We start from the raw sequence: 17,949 nt of genomic DNA on the forward strand, positions 1-17,949 counted from the left end.
TATGATGCCGATAGCCAGCCAGGATGATTACTCGTCCTCACCAACATCTTTCATGCCGCTGAGCGTAGCGACAATCCCGGCCCTTGTCAGTTGCGTAAATCCCTCAATCCCGACAGCATCCCGGATCGCTTTCATGGCAATCTTATTGGCTGCAAATCGTTTCTCAGCTGCGGCTATCGCTGCCGGTGAGGCTCCCGCGTTTACTGCCTTTGTGGCCTCCTGAACCGCCTTCTCGATGGCATACCGGCCACTCCTCGTTGCGCCAATCTTCGCTACTGTATTCCTCAGCGCACCACCAGCAACCATGCCACTAAGCGAGCCCAGTACGCCACCGCCGAATCCGCCCGCGATTGCTCCAGACTGCTGAATGCCATTCATAATCACGCCGACAATTTTCGGAAGCCCTGTATCAAGATTTTTGAGGGCCTCGGTCGTTCTTCCTGTCTGCTCTATGTATCGCTGCGGTCTGGTGCCGGCTTTAGCGAGAACACCGAACTCCTTCATGATTTTCCCCAGATCTGGCGCATGGCCGCTGATGGCTTTTACATTCTGCGGAGTCATGATTTTGGCAAAAGACAGGAGGCCAGCACTCTCACCAACACCACCCTTTTCTCCTTGCGCCGCAGCGTGTTGAAGAATGGAGGCTATTGCTGGCTGGCGTTCTGCTTTCGGCAATGCGGCGATAAGACGGTGAAACGCCCCGGGCCCACTATCTGCAGATGCCTTAAGCGTATCCACGCCTTTTTTAACCAGGGTGTCTAATGCCAGATCCCGGCCAAAAACAGACTCAGCATTTTTTTTGGCTGTAATGTACCCCTTCGAGAGATCATTAGCTTTTTGCCACTCAGGGAGGAAATTGCCTTTTTCGGCCATGACGCGCATATCATCAGTGATAGCCCTGCGCATCTCCCCGGCAACTCGAGCGGCATTGGCCTTACCGGCACGGATGTTTGCCTGCTCAGCATCTGCAAACTTAGCGCGCCATGCCTTCATGCCGTCAAAGGTTATGCCGCCACTCTGGCCGTTGGCTGCCTGAAACTGTTTCATCTCAGGGCTCAGGGGTACATCAGCCGCTTTTTCTGACTGAACGACCGCCATTCCGTTGCTCATTTTCATTCTGTCGCGTGGCATCGTGCTGCGCAAATCATCCCATGCCGTATTCTCGGCGTTTTTCATATCGCTGAGAGTGGCGCTGATACGATCTTTAATCGCTGCGCTTTTTTCTGATGCGCTACCAGATTCAGCACCGAAATCAGACAGCTGCTTATTAAGCTTTGAGGAGATTTCATTGAAGGCCGCCAGGTGAGCATCCTGTACGCTCCCGGGCGTTGAGGCGAGAATGCCCTCAGACTGAGCAATCCCGCGACTACCTGAACGCATGCCCGGTGTCAGGGTATCTATATCAACCCCTGTGCTTTCCGCAGCTCTCGCAACATCATCACTGACGCTTGATGCCTGGGATGCGATATTTTCACGACCGGCAGCAGAACGCGCCGCTTTTGATACATCATTGGCGGTTTCCAGACCATTCACTGCTCCGCCAGCAGACCCTGCAGGGTTCACATTTCCGCGCATTACATCACGCACTGCGCCGGTGGCCGCCTGGCCGCCCTTTATCAAAGCACGGGCTCCCAACGAGCCAGCCAGACCAATACCAGTCTCTTTTGCTAAGTCCTCGGGGCTGATCTGTCCGTTCTTTTGGGCGCTCACCAGTGTGCCCGGCAGGTTTTCCGCCAGCATGCCAGCCACCTGAGTGGCCGCACGCTCAGCGCGCGGAGCATTGGCAACAGAAGCGGCGGCTGCGGCTGTCCTTTCCGCGCCCACCCCTGGAATGAGGTAAGGGGCCAGTTGTTCACCGGCCTGCGCGTACGGGTCTGTAGGGCGATCTACTGGGCGTGATACAGGTGACATTGGGTTATATGTGCCATCCCCCATGCCAAGCTGCTGGCCTGCCCATGCCCCTGCTGACTGAGCTGCGTTGACTACACCAACCCCGGCGTCCATTACATCAAACGGGATATTGGCAATCCCTCTTGCTGCCTGTTCTGGCGCGGCTTTCAGGCCAGGAGAAAGATACTCCATCTCCGGGTTAAGGTTTGACTGGGCTACCTGCTGTTGCGGTTCCCCGGCACCCTCATTGGCAAGAAACTGGGCTCGCTTCTGTTCCCACGAGCTGGCGGTTGGCTGCCCTGCCTCCTGATTCTTAAACTGCTGGCGTTTTGCATCCCATGCAGAGGTATCACCTACCTGTGAGATTGCCTTATCGAGGTCTGCGTAGTCAGGCTGCTGAGGGGTGCGACGCTGCCCAGCCTGGGCATACTGCAGGATTTCGCTGTCACCAGGGATAATTCCAGCATCGGCAAATTTACTGACGTAATCCGCTGTTTCAGCTGGCAGTGTAGCTTTGCCGTTCCTGACCGCATTAACACGCGCGTTGCCGGAATTGTACCCGGCCAGAGCCATACCGATATCACCAAAGCGCTCCACCCCTTTGTTGAGGTGGTTTGCTGCGATGTCCATTTGCTTTTCAAACGGCAGTGAGCGCGGATCCGTCCCGCGATAACCCGCATCAGTCATTGCTGACGGCATCAACTGGGCATACCCTCTGGCACCTTTCGGTGATTCTGCGCCACCGTTGCCACTGGATTCATTGCCCACTAACGTTTCCATCGTGCCGGGTGGAAAGCCGTATTTATCATCAAGGTGCCGGGAATAGGTTGCCTGTCTTTCAGTCATCTGCGCCATTATTGCCCTCCCTTAAGTTTTGCCTGGTAGTAACTTTCTGGCAGGTAGCCATGTGCGGTCACATAATCCTTAACTAGGGATGGATCCTGCAGCAGCATTTTGGTGTCTGTGTCCTCATCCTGGGATTTGGTTACAGGAATGCCGAGCCCGGCAATTTGACGTTTTTGCATCCGAACAATGGTATTTTGGGCTTTGTTCAACTCACGTAAAAACGCATCGTTGCTGGTGGCGGACTTGATACCGTTTTGAGACTGCATAAGCGCCGCCCTCTCCCCCTCAGTTGGGTTGCCGCCAAATGTGCCTTTAAGGCTCGGCAGAATAACTTTGAGGTTGTATTCTTCGGCTTTAGCATTAAGGGATCGAGTGTCATCTGCCCAGTTAGGGAGCCAGCCGACGGTACCGCCCTGATTTCGGCTCACAGCGGTAGGGTGCTGGCCGACAATACCCGCCAGCTCATGTCCTACTCCAAGCGCAGAGTTCAGGGAGTCGATATTGCCGGCGACGGTATTAATTTTGTCGTTCTGCTTCTCCATTTTCGCCTGCTGTACTGTGCCAAGTTCAGCGGTGAGTTTTTCGCGCTCGATATCATTTCGAGCCCGCCCAAGCCTCGCTTGCAGAGCCATTTCTCGGGTACGTAATTGGTTATCGGTCTGAGCCTTGTACTGATCGAGGTCAAGACGCCGATCCCCTTGGCTGGCATTAACCCGAGCGTTATAGGCTGAGGTGTTTGCGTTCTGCTGCGCGATGCCCTGCCCCTGCTGTTTATCCTGTACCGCAAAGTAACTATTCGGATCAGCATGAAGGTGAATCAGGTCCGTGGTTCTGTTGAATCCCTGCGGGTCCCGCTGCCATGACTGATAAACCTCTTCAGCGGGCAGACCAAAGCGCTGTAATACAGGATTGGCCTGCATGATGGCTTTCTGCATGACCATCGGATCCCCTGTCTGCGAGGCAAGTCGGAGGTTCATTGCGGCGTCAGCGGTCTGCCGATTTTGCTCAGCATCGATAAACCCCATCTGCTTTTGTGAGTCAGCCATAAACTGTGGGTATTGGGCCATTAACTGCTGGACGCCAGCCCGATCATTATTGGCTACCGCGCTACCCAGCTGTGCCTGGTAATCTTTAAGTTGCTGGGCGGAGTTATATTGTTTATTAGCATCAATAACACCACCTATACCTTGGAGCGCCATCAGCCCCACATTCGGCTGCTGCTGATATTGCATAGGTTGAGGAACCCCGGAATTCGGGGCATTTGTATTTTGAGGGGCTAAACTCTGTAGCCCGCCAGGTTGCCATGTAGCCATTAGAAGAGACTCCCGAGCAGGCCAACCCCGGCACCAATTGCTGTACCCCAACCAGGCATGATAGCGGTACCCATCGCCGCGCCTGACGCAGCCCCTCCAAGGCCTCTTGCAAAAGCGGATGGCTGTTGTGCCTGTCCTGCACGAATGGAACCAAGCCCCTGCAAAAGCTGCCCGGTATTGTTCGCAAAGTTCTGCCCTGATGTGGCCTGCCCCGAAGTTGCGTTCATCCCGATATTGAGCATATTTCCATAATTTTGCATCTGCCCACTAAGCCAGTCGTTATAAAGCTGCGGGCCAATTGCGCTCAGTTGGTTTGCTGTAGCAGTGGAACCTAAACCGCCCGTTGCTTCTGCCGAACGCAGGATTTGATTTCGGGCCTGATCAGCCATTCGCTTGTATACACCAGAGCCGAAGAAGTCATTTGCCGCTTTGTCCTGCCCTTCCAGGGTCATTAACCCCTGCAATCCCTGTAATGCAGGAAGACCAACCTCAGCATACGGTTTGAGGTTGTTCATCACCGTATCCCACTGCGTACGCTGCAAATCAATTGCCTGTTGCTGGGTCTTGGCCTGAGCCTTAGCGGCTCCTCCATCTCCACCACCTTTGGCATATACCGCGCGGGAAAGATGTTTGTTTGCGATCTGGAAGATTAACATTCGATGAATTCCTTATATTGCTGGCGCGTAAGCTGGTACAGAGTCACGCCGACTGGTTTTTCATTGCAGATATACGCATCATCCAGGTGACCAACACGCGTAGCGCCAAGCAGACGTATAATCGCGCGGCCGTACTTCGTTGTGTCTGGAACCATGGTGATGCTGTTCAGGAAGGGAGAATTCTGGAGAAGCCATTTGCAGAATAAGCGGTGACCGTTCAGCGCATACTCACCACGGAAGCCGGGATCGTAAATTGCGTGCGCCTCCACTATGCAGTGCCAGAAATTGCGCACCTCATGCACACCAACCAGCATTAATCCTTCGTAGATGCCGAGATAGAGGGCGTCGGCTTTGATGTGATAGCTATCGCCTGAATCAACAATATTCCCTGTATTCTGGGGATCGTTAAGAAAGGCCTGTAATCGCAGTGGGTCATCAATGATTTTCAGTTCCATGCGTTACCGTCCGTTGCTACATGCAACCCGCCAGCGCCTTTTCCATTAGGCCTCGCGCGATTTCGTGAAGAGATGGGGCAACGCCAATCCCTGAGTTTTTCCGCTGTTCGTCCTGAATCTTTTTGATGGCCTGCATCTGCTTCTCGCTGAGCAGGACCGGTTTAACTGAAACAGCCATACGACCTCCGTCACTGTATAACGATACAGCTATTATAGTTTCATAAAACGCAATGATCATTACTTATATTGCAAAATACGAAATGAAATCGGCGTAAAAAAGCCACCCTTTCAGGTGGCCTGCTATCAGGTGTTATTGCTGGCTGGCGAGCCCTTTTTTATGGACTCCGAAAACCCCGGGCGCAGTTCTTTTTTATGGACTCTAAAAACTCCGTAACGAGCTTTTATGGTGTCGCATTACTCTTCCTCCCGGTCCAGCGCTTCACTCAACTGCCCCCTGCCCGCTGACGAGGTTAATAAGGATTTCATCCAGCTCGTTCCTGCTGTCGTGCCGCTCGCTCTGTAGCAGCCATTTCAACACGTCCACCGCCTCGCGCTGGTGGCGTGGGCGAATAGTTGCCAACCTGCCATCGAGCCAATCCTCCCGATCGCTAACCTCCTGCCGTTGGTCTGCGCCATAGTAATCACCAAGCTCTTTGCTGGCAGTGTTACGCATGCGATAGAGCCAGTCCCAGTATTCAAACTCTCGCACCACGTCAGAAAGGGTATGCGGATTTGGCAGAACGTCGCTAAATCCATCCTGCGCTACCATACGGGCACTTTCGACTTCAAGATGACGATCAATGCCATAGGTAGCACCTTCGGCTGATTCCTCTTCCGTCATACCAAAGTCATCTCCCACCAGCAGCGCCGACTGGTCAATCAGCAGCTCGGCGGCCACCGGCTCCATCGCGGCATCATAGCTGCCATAATGCGCCCTCACCTGGCGGGCACTGGCAATGCCCTCCTTTGCCCGGCGGATGAAGTGTTGAGGGTCGTCCATAAACATCGTGCCAAACGCTACGTTGAGTAGATCAGTACCGTTGAGCACCAGCCAGTCACGGTAACGCTTCTCTGCGTCTTTCGGCTTGATGGTCAGCTTCTGCAGGGCTTCCTCTGCGGCTGCCAGGTGCGCCGGTTCGTTCAGCTGAATCACCTCCAGTACCCAGAGATAAGCGTCGGTCTGTTTATGCCCGGTCACCACTTTTTGAGGCGGTAGCGGCTTCACTGTCGCCAGTTCGCAGCTGTGTACTGGCTCCGGGATGGTAAACAGCGCAGCGTGAGCCGGGTTGTCATCAAACAGGCCGGTGCGCTTACAGACGGCGCGCACCGTAGTGGTTTTGATGCCCAGTTCCCCGGCAATGCGGCCATATCCAAGTCCTCGACGTTTCAGGCGGATGATCTCCGCTTTCTGTTCAGGCGTCAGGCGCATATCCACCCCTTGTTGTAATCTTGCTGTTCATGGCAGAGAGGTTTTCTCTCGCCATCTGCTGCTGCTCCGGCGTCACCTCTCCAACTGGTTCGCCCGCGAGGTTATAACGCGCTCCGCCTGCGATAAGTGCTTTCAGGTAGATTGCGCGTCGGGTGTACATCGCAACAGCGGCCCGGATCTTGCCCGCTCCGGTAATGCCCCGGGCGCATATATCGGCTGCTATCAGTTCGGCGGTGCCAATTGCCAGTGGGCGCGGTGCGTCCAGGCTGAAAGCAGCAGGCCAGTGGGTAATTAGCAGCTCAAGCTTTTTGCGGTTGTGCCGACTGCTCTTTGTGCCTGTGGCTGCGCCAGCGCCTGCGTGAGCCGTTTTCTCTGCTGTTGCCGTGCTAGCGGATGGCTTTTCCGCTGCGCCTGTTGTGGCGCGTTTCAGGCTTAATATGGGGCGTTTATGTTCTGTCATTTTTGGCATCCTTAGAAAGGCTGGTGATCGTCAGTAAGGCGGAGTCTGGTCGTAGTCTCCATAACCCTGTGCGCCAAGTGAGGCGGGACCACCAGCCCCCATAAACGGAGGGGCACCGGCTGCCTGTCCTCGCTGGGTTTTCTTCCCGCCCGGGCGCGCCGTTCTGGCGCTGATCACGCTGTCGGCAATCACCTGATACCCGGTCTGTGTGCCACCGTCGTTACCCGTCCACTGGTTCACCTGCATATTGCCCGCCACGCTCACCATATCGCCCTTCTGATGCTTCGTCAGCGCTTCGGCCTGTTTGCCGAAAGCAGTAATCGCCAGCCAGAAGGTGGCCTCTCCGTTCTCTGCTTTCTGGCATGGCAGCGTCACCGCCATGCGGGTGAATGCCATCGGTTTATCGTTGCTGGTCGTGCGGCTCTGCACATCCGCCACCAGCCGCCCGTATGCTGAAATTTGTGCTGTCATCGTCTTTTACCTGTCTTTGATGCTGAAATCCGGGGTTTGTGTTGGTTCAAAAAGGCCATTTGTTGGTTCAGTGTTGGTTCAATTTTTGAGCGCGAACCCTTAAATAACAGCAACATAAAAACACTGAACCAACTGAACCAACTGAACCAACACCTAAATTACGCACATGAGAGAGTTACTTACTCTGGCTGGCTCCCCTCCGGTTGATACTGGATCACGTAAACATTGATTTGCCTTCCATCAATGCGCGGTGACTTGCGCTGATACCCTCGCCCGGTATTAGGCGGGGTCAGCATCCCGGCGTTTTTCAGTACCTCAGCAAACATCTTCGCGTTGAATCCCTGCGCTATCTCTTTTTCGAAAGCTGCGGGGAAGGTGTAGAACACCACCGGGTCAGCTTCATGCCCTCCCTTCTGGCGATATCCTGCCAGGTTGGCAATTGGCAGGCTGCCCGGGTCATACGGGAACGGCGCAAACCGGCTGAGACCGTGAGCGTTGAGGAATGCTTCGGTCTGCTCGATGATTTGCTGATGCTCTTTGTTGCCGGTACCGAACTCCCGGATCCACGCGTTGAAGCTGTACTGAATCGCATCACGACAGGTTTGCTCATCCCACCCGGTGATCACCCGTCCGGCCATGAGCGCAGCCTCCAGAATGGCGAAACGCGCACCCACTCGATGTACCTGCTCCCCGTAGTCGGCCGGAATAATTCCACGCCAGCGCGCCTCAGCTTCACGCACCGCTTTAACAGCTTCCTGCTGATGGTCAGCCAGCCACTGAACCCATGCGCGGCCAGCAGCGCCATGGTGGCTCTGATACGCATCTTTCAGCGCATCGGCATGGTGCTTACCGCTTTCGTGTCCGTGGAAGCGAACAGCCTTACTCAGCGGAATATTGAGCAGGCGCACCAGCTGCCCGGCCTTTGCCTTACGCCCGGCACCGGCAATGAAAGTTTCCAGATCCACCTCTCCGGTGCTGATGGCAACAGTACGCCAGCGTTTAAGCTCGCGGTTACCGCCCTCTTTGGCTCCCTGCAGTTTCCCGGTGCCGTTGAACAGCGCATAAGCCGATTTATAGACCTCTACCGGATCCGCGCCCTGGCCGATTTCATCCAGGGGCATCAGTGCGTCATTGTGTGCGGCCGCTTCGTTCGCCAGCCCAAGCGCTGTGCCGTACCATGTCAGACGCAGCACATCAGGATTGCCGTACAGACTGGCCGCGACATTGGCCGTGGTGGTTTTGCCGGCGCTCGACTGTTCGTAGAAATGGATCCCGAACCCGTCAGCGCTAGCCAGTCCAATCAGCGGGGCCGCCAGCGCCGCCGCAACACCCGTCATCATGGAGTAATTGCCATTTGCCAGATGCGCCACACTGTCACGCCAGTCCTCAGCTGTGCCGCTGGTGGTGTAGCCTGATGCGGCAGAGCTGCGGCCATTGAACAGCACCGGTATTTCAGGGGTGCCGATAATGTCACCGTCAGGCATCAGGTATGCGCCGCATTGCCAGCCTGTAGCCTGAGCTATGCGCCAGACCTCACCTTTGTGGGCCTGACTCTGTAGCCAGTCCGCCAGGGTCGCACGCAGGCCGCTTTTGGTGGTGACATACAGCCCCCCGGCTTTGAGTGTGCGCCATCCCTCCCTTTCGCCAATGTCGGCCAGGGGGATCGCATGCGTCGTTTCTTCCTTTGCGCCCAACGCTCGCCAGCGCAGTACCAGATACCGCGTTCTGTTGTCATCAATGCCCACACCAACCACTTCCAGCGCGGAACAAAGCAGGCTCTCTACTTCGGTGATCTCCCCGCTCTTTTCTTTAGGTTCAACCCAGTAAAGGCCATTGCGACGGCTGTCTACATAGGGCTTCTGTGCGTTACGTTTCTGGCTGGACTGAGAGCCGATCTCGATTACTTCTGCTGACGCAGTCACTTCTTCTCCTTGCGGCAGGTACAACGAATCGTTAAAAGCGGCGGTGGCGTTCTCCAGCCCGTGCTGCTGGTGGTAGTCGTTCCAGTCGGCTTTGTGGTCGCCAGGCGGCTGCGCCACGCTTCCATTAACGGCAATGGCGGCTTTCTCTGCGGACTCCCTGCCGATGTTGGTGGCTCCGGTTTCGGAGACGCCTCCAGGGTGATCGTTGTCGCCAGCAATGACGATCTGCGCCTGCGGGTACTTCCGGCGCATCACCTGCGCTACGGGCCGCAGGTTTCCCGCATCAATGGCAACTACTGCCAGCGCATTAGGGCGCATCATGTGAACTGAAAGGACCGTTGCCAACCCTTCACCAATAATCACCATCTCCGGCGAATGAGCAGGGTTAATGACGTGATAAGAGCCTTTCTTCGCTGAACCGGTCAGCAGGCGTTTTTCTCCTTTTGCCGTAATAGTCTGTGCGGCCGCATCCTCTCCATACTCATTCACCAGCACCAATAGCAGGGTGCCATCGGGCAGGATCGGATACGTAAAACCGGGCAACCCTTTACCTGCCAGGTAGGCAGGCTCACCAGGCAGCGCCTTAATCGCCAGCGCTTCCAGTTTCGAGGTAAAGCGGGCAGCTCGCGCCGTCTGTTCCTGCGCCTGCTGTTGGGCCAGCTCCGCCCGGCGTTCAACCTGTTCCTGCTGACGCTGGACATTATCCTTACCAGGGATTGTATGCAGGGTGTGTACATTCATCCCCAGCGCGTCGGCCACCAGCTGCGCGGCCCGGGTGGCATCACAGCTGTTGACCTTCTTCACCAGCTCCAGTCCGTCACCGGCACCACAGGCGTTACAGAAGTGCGCCCCGCGCCCGTCGTCATCGAAGCGAAAGCGATCCTTGCCGCCACATGCCGGACAGGCTACCTGCGCGCGTGGTGAAGCGGGGACATCAATCCCCATCAGCGAAAGTACGTCCGGCCAGCGATCACGGGCTGCCTCTGATACCTGGCGGATCACATCAATGTTTCGCATCGCCATACCCCACGTTGTCGATATGCGTAGCGATGTAATTCACCAGCATGTTCCATTTGGCAATGCCGTAATCAGAGAGCGTCCAGTCCTCGTTCTGCCATAGTTCGAGTTCGGCCAGAGTTGTCAGCTTCCACGACTCTTTGTGTACCAATTTCATAACCGGCAACAGATAGGCATCAATCAGATCGCCGACATCTGATGGTTTAAGCGGCGTATCCACTGTGCGCCCCTCTGGCGTAGTGATTGTCATCGACTCGGTACCAGATAAAGCCATATTGTGGACCCACACAGCACCGCAAAGCCTTGCGATGCGTTCTGCCAGCTGTGAGCTGATCGCATAATCTGCGTGGCTTGATAGCGCTTCGTTTTGCTCTTTCATTTTCGGTACCTCAGTGCGCCGTTGGAGCTGGTGGAATGCCTTCTTCCATCAGTGTTTCGATAAACCCATCGTGAAGCATTGCCAGCCCTTCACGCCCCATTTGTGACAGTCGCAGCGCCCCGCTGTGGGGATCCACCTCGGCCATGCCCTGATACATCCTCACGGCCAGCGGCAGTCCTGTTTCCACGCCATATTTTTCAATTGCCAGCCCCTCGATGTGGTTCGCCAGTGAGAAACGTTCCGTTGCCGGGTAAACGCTTAAGCCGCCATGCTCTCCGGCATAGATCACCGCCCGGTCAACTCCGCCCTCCTCGTTCATCACATCCACGGTGCCGTTTTCCTGCCGTTGCTCACAGATAAACAGGCAGGACACAATCCAGCGCCAGGTAAGCGCCATTTGTTCATCTGTAGGTCTGAACCAGCCACGGTTATGACCAAGCTGAATCTCTGCTGATACGCGCAGGCCATCGCTCAGCGAGGCATCAAAGCGACCGGTATCAAGCTGGCGTATCGCAGTTGTGTAGCCCACCAGCCGGTTATCAAGCCGGATACCATCCGGCGTTGCCTCTATGCTGGTAAAGCCGGGATTCCCCGACTTTTCAGGAAATGACAGAACGTTGCTCATGCCTTGCCCTCCTGGTGTTCACGCATCACGCAATCAGCCAGCTGGCTCTCTGCCTCTTCCATTTCCTGCGGCACGCCATGCAACAGCGTGAGAACGGAACCGATAAGACGAGGCAAATCGGGATGAGAGTTCTTTGTGGTACTTTCCAGCCACATAGATAAAACGGCCTGCGCCTGCTCTACCTGGCAGGTGGCATCGATCAGTTGAAGCTTGCTCATACGCCGCTCTCCGCATCAGTTTTGGTGACATCGACAATCGTTAAGACGGCGCTCAGCCAGTGATAAATCTCTTCTTTCTGCTCACCTTCAACAGCGGGCAGTAAGTTGCTCATGACGTGGGCCAGACCATTGCGCGCGCGAGCCATACGTTCCGCTGTGCGATCGGCAACAGTGAAACCTTCCGGGTAAGCCTGTGGGCGGCTCAGCATGGCCTCTGCTTCGCATGCCGCTGGGTGTTGGTAGTCAATGTCGTAAATCATTGCGACACCTCCGGCAGGGCGTGACCTTCCAGCAGGCTATGTAAGTCGCGGGCGTACACTTCGAAGAGAGAAATGAGGGCAGACAGGTATTCATCCCGGTTGTCAGCGTTGCCTTTCAGCACTTCATCCATCAGCAATGCCAGTGAAATGAGGTTGGCCGAACGCTCTTTAGGGTCAATGGGCAGATCGTAAATCTTAATCATGGCGCACCCCTTGCACGGAGATGCGGCCAGCAAAGAAACAGACGTGATCACGCACCAGAGAGCGACGAGCATCACGCTCAGTCTCAGCAGCAACATGGTGGAGAACAGGTTTGATTGTCGGACAATCGCGGCGAACAGCAGCGATAATCCAGATAAATTGCGGATTTTGGGTAGGGGTAGTAGCCAACATTTGGCAGCCTCCATTCGATAGCGGGTAACGCTACCACCGGAAACGCCAATTTCACTGGTGGTAGCCCAGGCAGGGTTGGCGTAACCGGCTCGAATGGATACCGGCGCTTCCGAAGAAGCCCCTGCCTGAGCCACCATTGCTCTTGAAAGGCGCTGGATTATACACCAACGCCCAAAAAAAGGGTGAGTCAGACCAACGACATAAAAAAAGACGCTAGGCGCGTCACATGTCGCCATTCGATTTACCGGGACGCCAATCCCGGCACCAGATTTTGCTGGTGCTCTATAACCATAAACCTGGTCAGGGACAAACGGCAAGCCCTTTTTGTGCAGAGGGTGCAAAATTTGATTCATGTCATTAGTCATTTACGTTGCCCTCTACCTCCGGCAATTGCGGCTGGTGCTCGCGCCAGAGCTGGGCTTCTTCACGGCTCAGCTGCTCCTTTTCTTTACGGCATGCCTGCAGGGCGTGGCCGCGCTTACTGGCCTTGCGGATGTGTTGGGTTTTGCGGCGGGTGAAATCGTTCAGGAACGCGAACGGCACACCGTAGGAGCCCGTTTTACGGATGGATGGGATCACCTGGCGGAATACCCAATTAGTGAACCGGTGAGCGAGCGTGCCCGGCGCGGTGGCCTTGCGGCTGCGGGCGATCAGTTTGTAGAAACCGGACTCTGCAACCATGTTCCAGCTGCGCGCACCACCACGTTTACCAGAATGACCCTCGGTTAAAGTGAGGGTCATTACTTCATCGCTATCCAGAGCGGACACCGCTTCGGTGGTGTTACTGATTTCAAGCGCGCGGCATACATCGGAAGCAACAAACCATGGTTCACCTGCCACCTTCACGATCCGCACCTTCGCGCCTTCAAATTTGATGACGGAAATATCGCTTTCGCTGGCTTGGTAAATTACCTTCTGGCTGGCTGCAGGGTGAGCGAGGCCCTGACCGGCTAAGGTCATATTATTTTTCATCATGATTTTCCTTATTCGGTGGCGTTGTCCGGGTACAGTTTCAAAATGCCTTCAACGTCCATCTGGTTGAGGGGCTGGTGGCCTTTAGATACTGCGATGGTATTAACGAGGGCGATCACCTTCTGCACGTCTGAGCGCTTAATGAAGCGGTAACGGTAATGGCTACCGATGCCATCAGGGTTAGGCTCGTCGATACGTTCAAACTGGATATCGAGGCAGCGCTCCAGCTCAGTGAGGTAGTTCCGGCCAGAGGATAGGCGGCAGTAACGCAGGATCTCGTTCTCAGTGATGCCGGTTGTGCCAGAACGCAGGATAAGAACGCGCGCTTTATGCTTCTTGGGCGCTGGCTTTGCGGCGGTCTGGTGAGTATCATGACTATCAGGAATAACTGATCGCGCTTGTGTTTGTTCCAGTTCGATATGACGCTCGGTGGCACGGGCGTTTTTTATTTCCATCAGGCCACCTTCCCGCGGCGTTCTGCCAGCCAGTTATTAATTTCCACAGCGTCAAATGCGGTAATCTTTTCACCCAACTTTACTGGGCGAGGCAATGAGCCGTTACGTACTTTACGGTCAATGGTTGATACGCTAACGCCCAGCAATTCAGCCAGGCGAAAGCGGCGGATGTAACCTGTGTGAGGGATAGTGTCTACGTTCATGCTTCCCGTAACTCCTTTGTGAAGGTTGTTGCGCCGTTACGGGTATTGAACATTTTTAGTCGGCATTAGTGGGGGAGAAAATAAAAACTCCCGGAGGTTACTGGAAAACTACCTCGCCCCCTCCCTTGAAAGCCACTCCCTCCACGTCTTAGGGTCAATATCAGGGAAGTCGATCCCGTTCTTTGCGGCTATATTCTGGAGTTTTGCCAATAGTCTTGGGGTGCTGCCTTTCAACTCTTCATCTGTTACTCCGACAGCCTTCAGCAGTGAGACAATCACGGTGGTTTGCTTTGCTGTCACCCGGGCAAGATTAATATCTATCACTGCGCCATCTGAGTTGTGCTCGGGAAATATCTTCGACTGCATAATTTCACCACTAATTTTGGAAGCATATAAATTCTCGATATCTTCCCTGTCGATCCACAGCTCATCAGCTAAAACTTGGCTTCGATTCTTAAGGTCCACTTGAAGATAACTAAGCTTCGGGTGGGTAGTGAACTTAATTAAGACGGATGGATCTGCTTCGATAGTTAGCTTAGAAATCATATAGCCGAGAGGCTTTAAGATGTACTCGCCAGAAGCTTTAACCTCAAACTCCAAAAGGGAATGATGGGTGCGGGGATAATCTTCAACTTTTTTGGGCTCTGAAAGGATATGAATGTTAATCCCTTCATACCCAAGAGATAGGCTACTGAAAGGTGGCGTACTCAGTAATTCTATAGCCCTTTCCTCAAATGCCTTATCACATAAAATCCTTGCCCTTGCTGGCTCCTCGCTGATCTTCCTTTTAATCCAAATCATGCCATAGGAGCATAACGTGAGCAGATCCTGCATTTCACACCCGATTAAGTCACAAACACGCGGAACAGGTGCTTTAGGTAAGACAGGTATTCCCTTTTCTTGCCAAACATTCTTCTTCATAAACTCGCCGCCTTCACACGATTGGCCTTAAAAGAATTGAGCCAGGCGGTAAGGCTTCCCGCTTTTCGCCCCGTCGGGCTAGGCTCAATCTGTTCGGTTAATTCGCTTTTTTTATCGGTGTGACGTTGTAGTCTTCACCGCTTTCCAGTGCCACCAGCAGATCAGCCCATTGCGCCAATGCCGCCTTGCGTTCATCGAAATACTCATGTCGGTTATAGATGCCCTGTACGCCAGGTATTCTGTGATTCAGGCAGCGCTCTGCTATCACCGGGTCAATACCTATTGCCGCCATCTGAGTGCGCATCGTTCGCCGCAGATCGTGAATGCTGAACGGTTCAACGTCAGCCATCTCTTTCAGTACGGACGGCATTACCATATTCAGGGTGGCCCGGCTAACGTGGGATGTGGTTCTGGCGCGACGGGCCGGAATAAGCCAGCGGCTATCTCCAGCAAACAGGCGGATCTCTTTAATCCACTCAATTACCGGCTGCGCTAACGGGATATCAATATCATCACCGTTCTTTGCGCGCTCTCCAGGCAATTGCCACACACCTTTATCAAGGTCGAATTCGGCCCATTCGGCAGCACACAATTCCATTTTGCGAACGCCCAGCGCGAGGATTATTTTAAACGTAAGCTCATTCTCGCGGCTGATTCCCCGTCCGCGCCGCAGAGCCTTGAAGAACATAATCAACTCTTCCCGGCTAAGCGCCCGCTTACGCCCACTCTCCTTGCCGCCAGCATCCTTTGAACCAAAAGAAATGGCTGGGTTAACCTCAATCATCCCTCTCACTACGGCGTAATCAAACAGGCGCTTGAGCATTCGGAGAACATCATTGGCAACGGTTGGGGATCCGCGCTCCAGGACATCCTGCAGGATGGTGTCTATATGACGAGGGCGCACATCCTCCACCTTCATCTTCCCGATCAGTGCCACGATATTCTTTTGCAGGCTGCTGCGGAAAAGCTCAGGGTGTTTGTAAGTGGTCTCTATTTGACGGGTGTAATACTCTGCGGCTAATTCTGAAACGTGGATGGCGTTCTTCTCTGCTTCTATCTTCGCCAGCGCCTCAGCCTTCCTTTCCTGCTTTTCACCGGCTACGTCATACCCAAGGGATACGCGAGCAGATAACTCCTTTGCAATCTCGCGGGCACGCGCAAGCGGTAAATCTGCATATGAGCCAATCAGCATAGCCCGGGCCTTGCCGGCGAACCGGTAACGAAAGCGCCAGTTAGGGCTTTTATCCGCAGCCCGATATCTGAGGTAAAGGCCATTCCCATCTGCCCTCCCCTCAAACCGCTCGTCGGACTTTATCCATGCCCGGATCTGGATGTCAGTTAATTTTGGCATAACGCGCACCTGAATTTGTCCCAAGGATGTACCCAAAGCCACCCAAGGTTGTAACCATTCAAAGTCATTACAATGCAGGGTACACCTTTGGGTACACATGGATTATGCGTTCTGTTGCGTCGTTATGATAGCCCCTGATAACAAAAAAGCCCGGCATATGCGGGCTTTGAGAATTCGGTGCTTTCTGGTGAATCTTGCTGATTCTTTATTTGCTTTTCTTGATGTGCTTAATCAAACGCTTACGCTTACGCATCTGAGTCGGCGTCAATGTATTACGTTTGTTCGCAAACGGGTTCTCCCCTTCTTTGAACTGAATACGGATCGGCGTCCCCATTACGTCCAAAGACTTGCGGAAATAGTTCATCAGATAGCGCTTGTAGGAATCCGGCAGGTCTTTGACCTGGTTGCCGTGAATCACCACGATTGGCGGGTTATAACCACCGGCATGGGCATATTTCAGCTTCACACGACGACCACGCACCAGAGGCGGCTGATGATCTTCTACTGCCATGGTCATGATGCGCGTCAGCATCGCGGTGCTCACGCGACGTGTAGAGCTATCGTATGCTTCACGGACCGATTCAAACAGGTTACCCACGCCGCTACCGTGCAGAGCTGAGATAAAGTGTACGCGCGCAAAATCAATAAAGCCCAGACGGAAGTCCAGCGTCTCTTTGACCTGCTCTTTTACTTCCTGCGTCAGGCCATCCCACTTGTTCACAACGATAACAAGTGAGCGCCCACTATTGAGGATAAAGCCCAGCAGCGACAGGTCCTGATCGGAAATCCCTTCACGCGCGTCAATCACCAGCATCACCACGTTGGCATCTTCAATTGCCTGCAGCGTTTTGATTACTGAGAATTTTTCTACCGCTTCGGTAATTTTGCCGCGCTTACGCACGCCCGCGGTATCGATGAGCACATATTCGCGTTCATCGCGCTGCATCGGAATATAAATACTGTCACGCGTGGTTCCCGGCATGTCGTAAACCACCACGCGGTCTTCGCCGAGAATACGGTTAGTAAGCGTGGACTTACCTACGTTCGGACGGCCGACGATTGCCAGTTTAATCGGCAAATCCTGCGGGTTGAAATCGTCTTCAGGCTCTTCTTCGCCGTTTTCTTTGGCTTCAAGCTGCGCCCAGTATTCTGCGTCTTCATCCACTTCTTCCTGAGGAGCAACGTCATCCATCCACGGCAGCAGAACATGCTCCAGCAGGCTGAGAACACCACGACCATGGGACGCCGCGATCGGATAAATTTCACCCAGACCCAATGAGTAGAAATCAACAACCGCCTGGTCAGGATCGAGTCCGTCAGTTTTGTTGGCGACCAGGAAAGTCGGTTTCTGGCGCGAACGCAGATGTTTAGCAATAGCTTCATCCGCAGGCATCAGGCCAGCACGCGCATCCACCATGAACAGCACAACGTCTGCTTCTTCGATAGCCAACAGCGACTGTTCCGCCATACGGGTTTCAACACCGTCTTCGGTGCCATCAATACCGCCGGTATCAATACAGATAAACTCACGGCCTTCAATTTCCGCACGACCGTACTTACGGTCACGAGTCAGACCCGGGAAATCCGCAACCAGCGCATCTCGGGTGCGAGTTAGACGGTTAAATAACGTGGATTTGCCAACGTTAGGGCGCCCGACAAGCGCGACCACAGGTACCATGTTTAAAGCCTCATTTAAAAAATCATCAGACAACG

19 protein-coding genes and 1 pseudogene are annotated in these 17,949 nt (G+C 54.3%); all 20 read right to left on the reverse strand.

Annotation, left to right across the window (positions count from 1 at the left end; all coding sequences use genetic code 11):
* Positions 1 to 27: 27 nt before the first annotated feature.
* The 20 genes and pseudogenes from C2U43_RS18835 to der all read right to left on the reverse strand — a co-directional run bounded on the left by C2U43_RS18835 (position 28) and on the right by der (position 17,914).
* Positions 28 to 2,748 (reverse strand): lytic transglycosylase domain-containing protein, encoded by a 2,721-nt coding sequence (locus tag C2U43_RS18835; protein ID WP_182315874.1) that lies wholly within the window; start codon positions 2,746 to 2,748, stop codon positions 28 to 30.
* On the reverse strand, positions 2,745 to 4,049 hold the full coding sequence (locus C2U43_RS18840; RefSeq protein WP_080090345.1) for a phage DNA ejection protein: 1,305 nt from the start codon (positions 4,047 to 4,049) through the stop codon (positions 2,745 to 2,747). The genes C2U43_RS18835 and C2U43_RS18840 overlap by 4 nt, the downstream gene beginning before the upstream one ends.
* The gene (locus tag C2U43_RS18845) at positions 4,049 to 4,705 is read right to left on the reverse strand and encodes a DNA transfer protein (RefSeq protein ID WP_080090344.1); all 657 of its coding nucleotides are present in this window, start codon (positions 4,703 to 4,705) and stop codon (positions 4,049 to 4,051) included. Before C2U43_RS18845 ends, C2U43_RS18840 begins: the two co-directional genes overlap by 1 nt.
* Positions 4,699 to 5,160, reverse strand: a complete 462-nt coding sequence (locus C2U43_RS18850; RefSeq protein ID WP_080090343.1) for a DUF2824 family protein — start codon at positions 5,158 to 5,160, stop codon at positions 4,699 to 4,701. The genes C2U43_RS18845 and C2U43_RS18850 overlap by 7 nt, the downstream gene beginning before the upstream one ends.
* Positions 5,161 to 5,176: 16 nt before the next feature.
* Positions 5,177 to 5,338, reverse strand: a complete 162-nt coding sequence (locus tag C2U43_RS29605) for a hypothetical protein (protein ID WP_176203954.1) — start codon at positions 5,336 to 5,338, stop codon at positions 5,177 to 5,179.
* 261 nt (positions 5,339 to 5,599) lie between these two features.
* Positions 5,600 to 6,589, reverse strand: a complete 990-nt coding sequence (locus C2U43_RS18855; RefSeq protein ID WP_103285629.1) for a helix-turn-helix domain-containing protein — start codon at positions 6,587 to 6,589, stop codon at positions 5,600 to 5,602.
* A complete protein-coding gene (locus tag C2U43_RS18860; protein WP_158654551.1) occupies positions 6,573 to 7,049 on the reverse strand; it encodes a ProQ/FINO family protein in 477 nt (158 codons plus the stop codon). The genes C2U43_RS18855 and C2U43_RS18860 overlap by 17 nt, the downstream gene beginning before the upstream one ends.
* A gap of 30 nt (positions 7,050 to 7,079) precedes the next feature.
* Positions 7,080 to 7,520, reverse strand: coding sequence for a single-stranded DNA-binding protein (locus tag C2U43_RS18865; RefSeq protein WP_233899547.1), 441 nt, complete (start codon positions 7,518 to 7,520; stop codon positions 7,080 to 7,082).
* A gap of 179 nt (positions 7,521 to 7,699) precedes the next feature.
* Complete coding sequence (locus C2U43_RS18870; RefSeq protein ID WP_103285631.1) at positions 7,700 to 10,459, reverse strand: TOPRIM and DUF927 domain-containing protein; 2,760 nt, start codon at positions 10,457 to 10,459, stop codon at positions 7,700 to 7,702.
* On the reverse strand, positions 10,446 to 10,838 hold the full coding sequence (locus C2U43_RS18875; RefSeq protein WP_080090337.1) for a hypothetical protein: 393 nt from the start codon (positions 10,836 to 10,838) through the stop codon (positions 10,446 to 10,448). Before C2U43_RS18875 ends, C2U43_RS18870 begins: the two co-directional genes overlap by 14 nt.
* Positions 10,839 to 10,848: 10 nt before the next feature.
* On the reverse strand, positions 10,849 to 11,370 hold the full coding sequence (locus C2U43_RS18880) for a hypothetical protein (protein WP_080090352.1): 522 nt from the start codon (positions 11,368 to 11,370) through the stop codon (positions 10,849 to 10,851).
* Between the two features lie 89 nt (positions 11,371 to 11,459).
* Positions 11,460 to 11,681, reverse strand: a complete 222-nt coding sequence (locus tag C2U43_RS18885) for a hypothetical protein (protein ID WP_103285632.1) — start codon at positions 11,679 to 11,681, stop codon at positions 11,460 to 11,462.
* Complete coding sequence (locus C2U43_RS18890) at positions 11,678 to 11,941, reverse strand: nicotinic acetylcholine receptor subunit beta (protein ID WP_080090335.1); 264 nt, start codon at positions 11,939 to 11,941, stop codon at positions 11,678 to 11,680. Before C2U43_RS18890 ends, C2U43_RS18885 begins: the two co-directional genes overlap by 4 nt.
* A pseudogene (locus tag C2U43_RS30240) lies at positions 11,938 to 12,660 on the reverse strand (ash family protein); the annotation flags it as partial. The gene C2U43_RS18890 and the pseudogene C2U43_RS30240, both read right to left, overlap by 4 nt.
* 31 nt (positions 12,661 to 12,691) lie before the next feature.
* Positions 12,692 to 13,309: a BRO-N domain-containing protein gene (locus C2U43_RS18905; RefSeq protein WP_233899548.1), complete on the reverse strand. Its 618-nt coding sequence runs from the start codon at positions 13,307 to 13,309 to the stop codon at positions 12,692 to 12,694.
* Positions 13,310 to 13,317: 8 nt separating this feature from the next.
* Positions 13,318 to 13,761 (reverse strand): hypothetical protein, encoded by a 444-nt coding sequence (locus C2U43_RS18910; RefSeq protein ID WP_182315686.1) that lies wholly within the window; start codon positions 13,759 to 13,761, stop codon positions 13,318 to 13,320.
* Complete coding sequence (locus C2U43_RS18915; protein WP_033486974.1) at positions 13,761 to 13,964, reverse strand: helix-turn-helix transcriptional regulator; 204 nt, start codon at positions 13,962 to 13,964, stop codon at positions 13,761 to 13,763. Before C2U43_RS18915 ends, C2U43_RS18910 begins: the two co-directional genes overlap by 1 nt.
* 108 nt (positions 13,965 to 14,072) lie before the next feature.
* Positions 14,073 to 14,885, reverse strand: a complete 813-nt coding sequence (locus C2U43_RS18920; protein ID WP_103285634.1) for a hypothetical protein — start codon at positions 14,883 to 14,885, stop codon at positions 14,073 to 14,075.
* Positions 14,886 to 14,982: 97 nt separating this feature from the next.
* Positions 14,983 to 16,236 (reverse strand): tyrosine-type recombinase/integrase, encoded by a 1,254-nt coding sequence (locus tag C2U43_RS18925; protein WP_103285635.1) that lies wholly within the window; start codon positions 16,234 to 16,236, stop codon positions 14,983 to 14,985.
* 205 nt (positions 16,237 to 16,441) lie between these two features.
* Positions 16,442 to 17,914 carry a ribosome biogenesis GTPase Der gene (der, locus tag C2U43_RS18930; RefSeq protein WP_003835168.1) on the reverse strand — a complete coding sequence of 491 codons (1,473 nt, stop codon included), beginning with the start codon at positions 17,912 to 17,914 and terminating at the stop codon, positions 16,442 to 16,444.
* Positions 17,915 to 17,949 lie beyond the last annotated feature (35 nt).

This window comes from Citrobacter freundii complex sp. CFNIH9, from assembly GCF_002903305.1.
Taxonomy (GTDB): Bacteria; Pseudomonadota; Gammaproteobacteria; order Enterobacterales; family Enterobacteriaceae; genus Citrobacter; species Citrobacter portucalensis.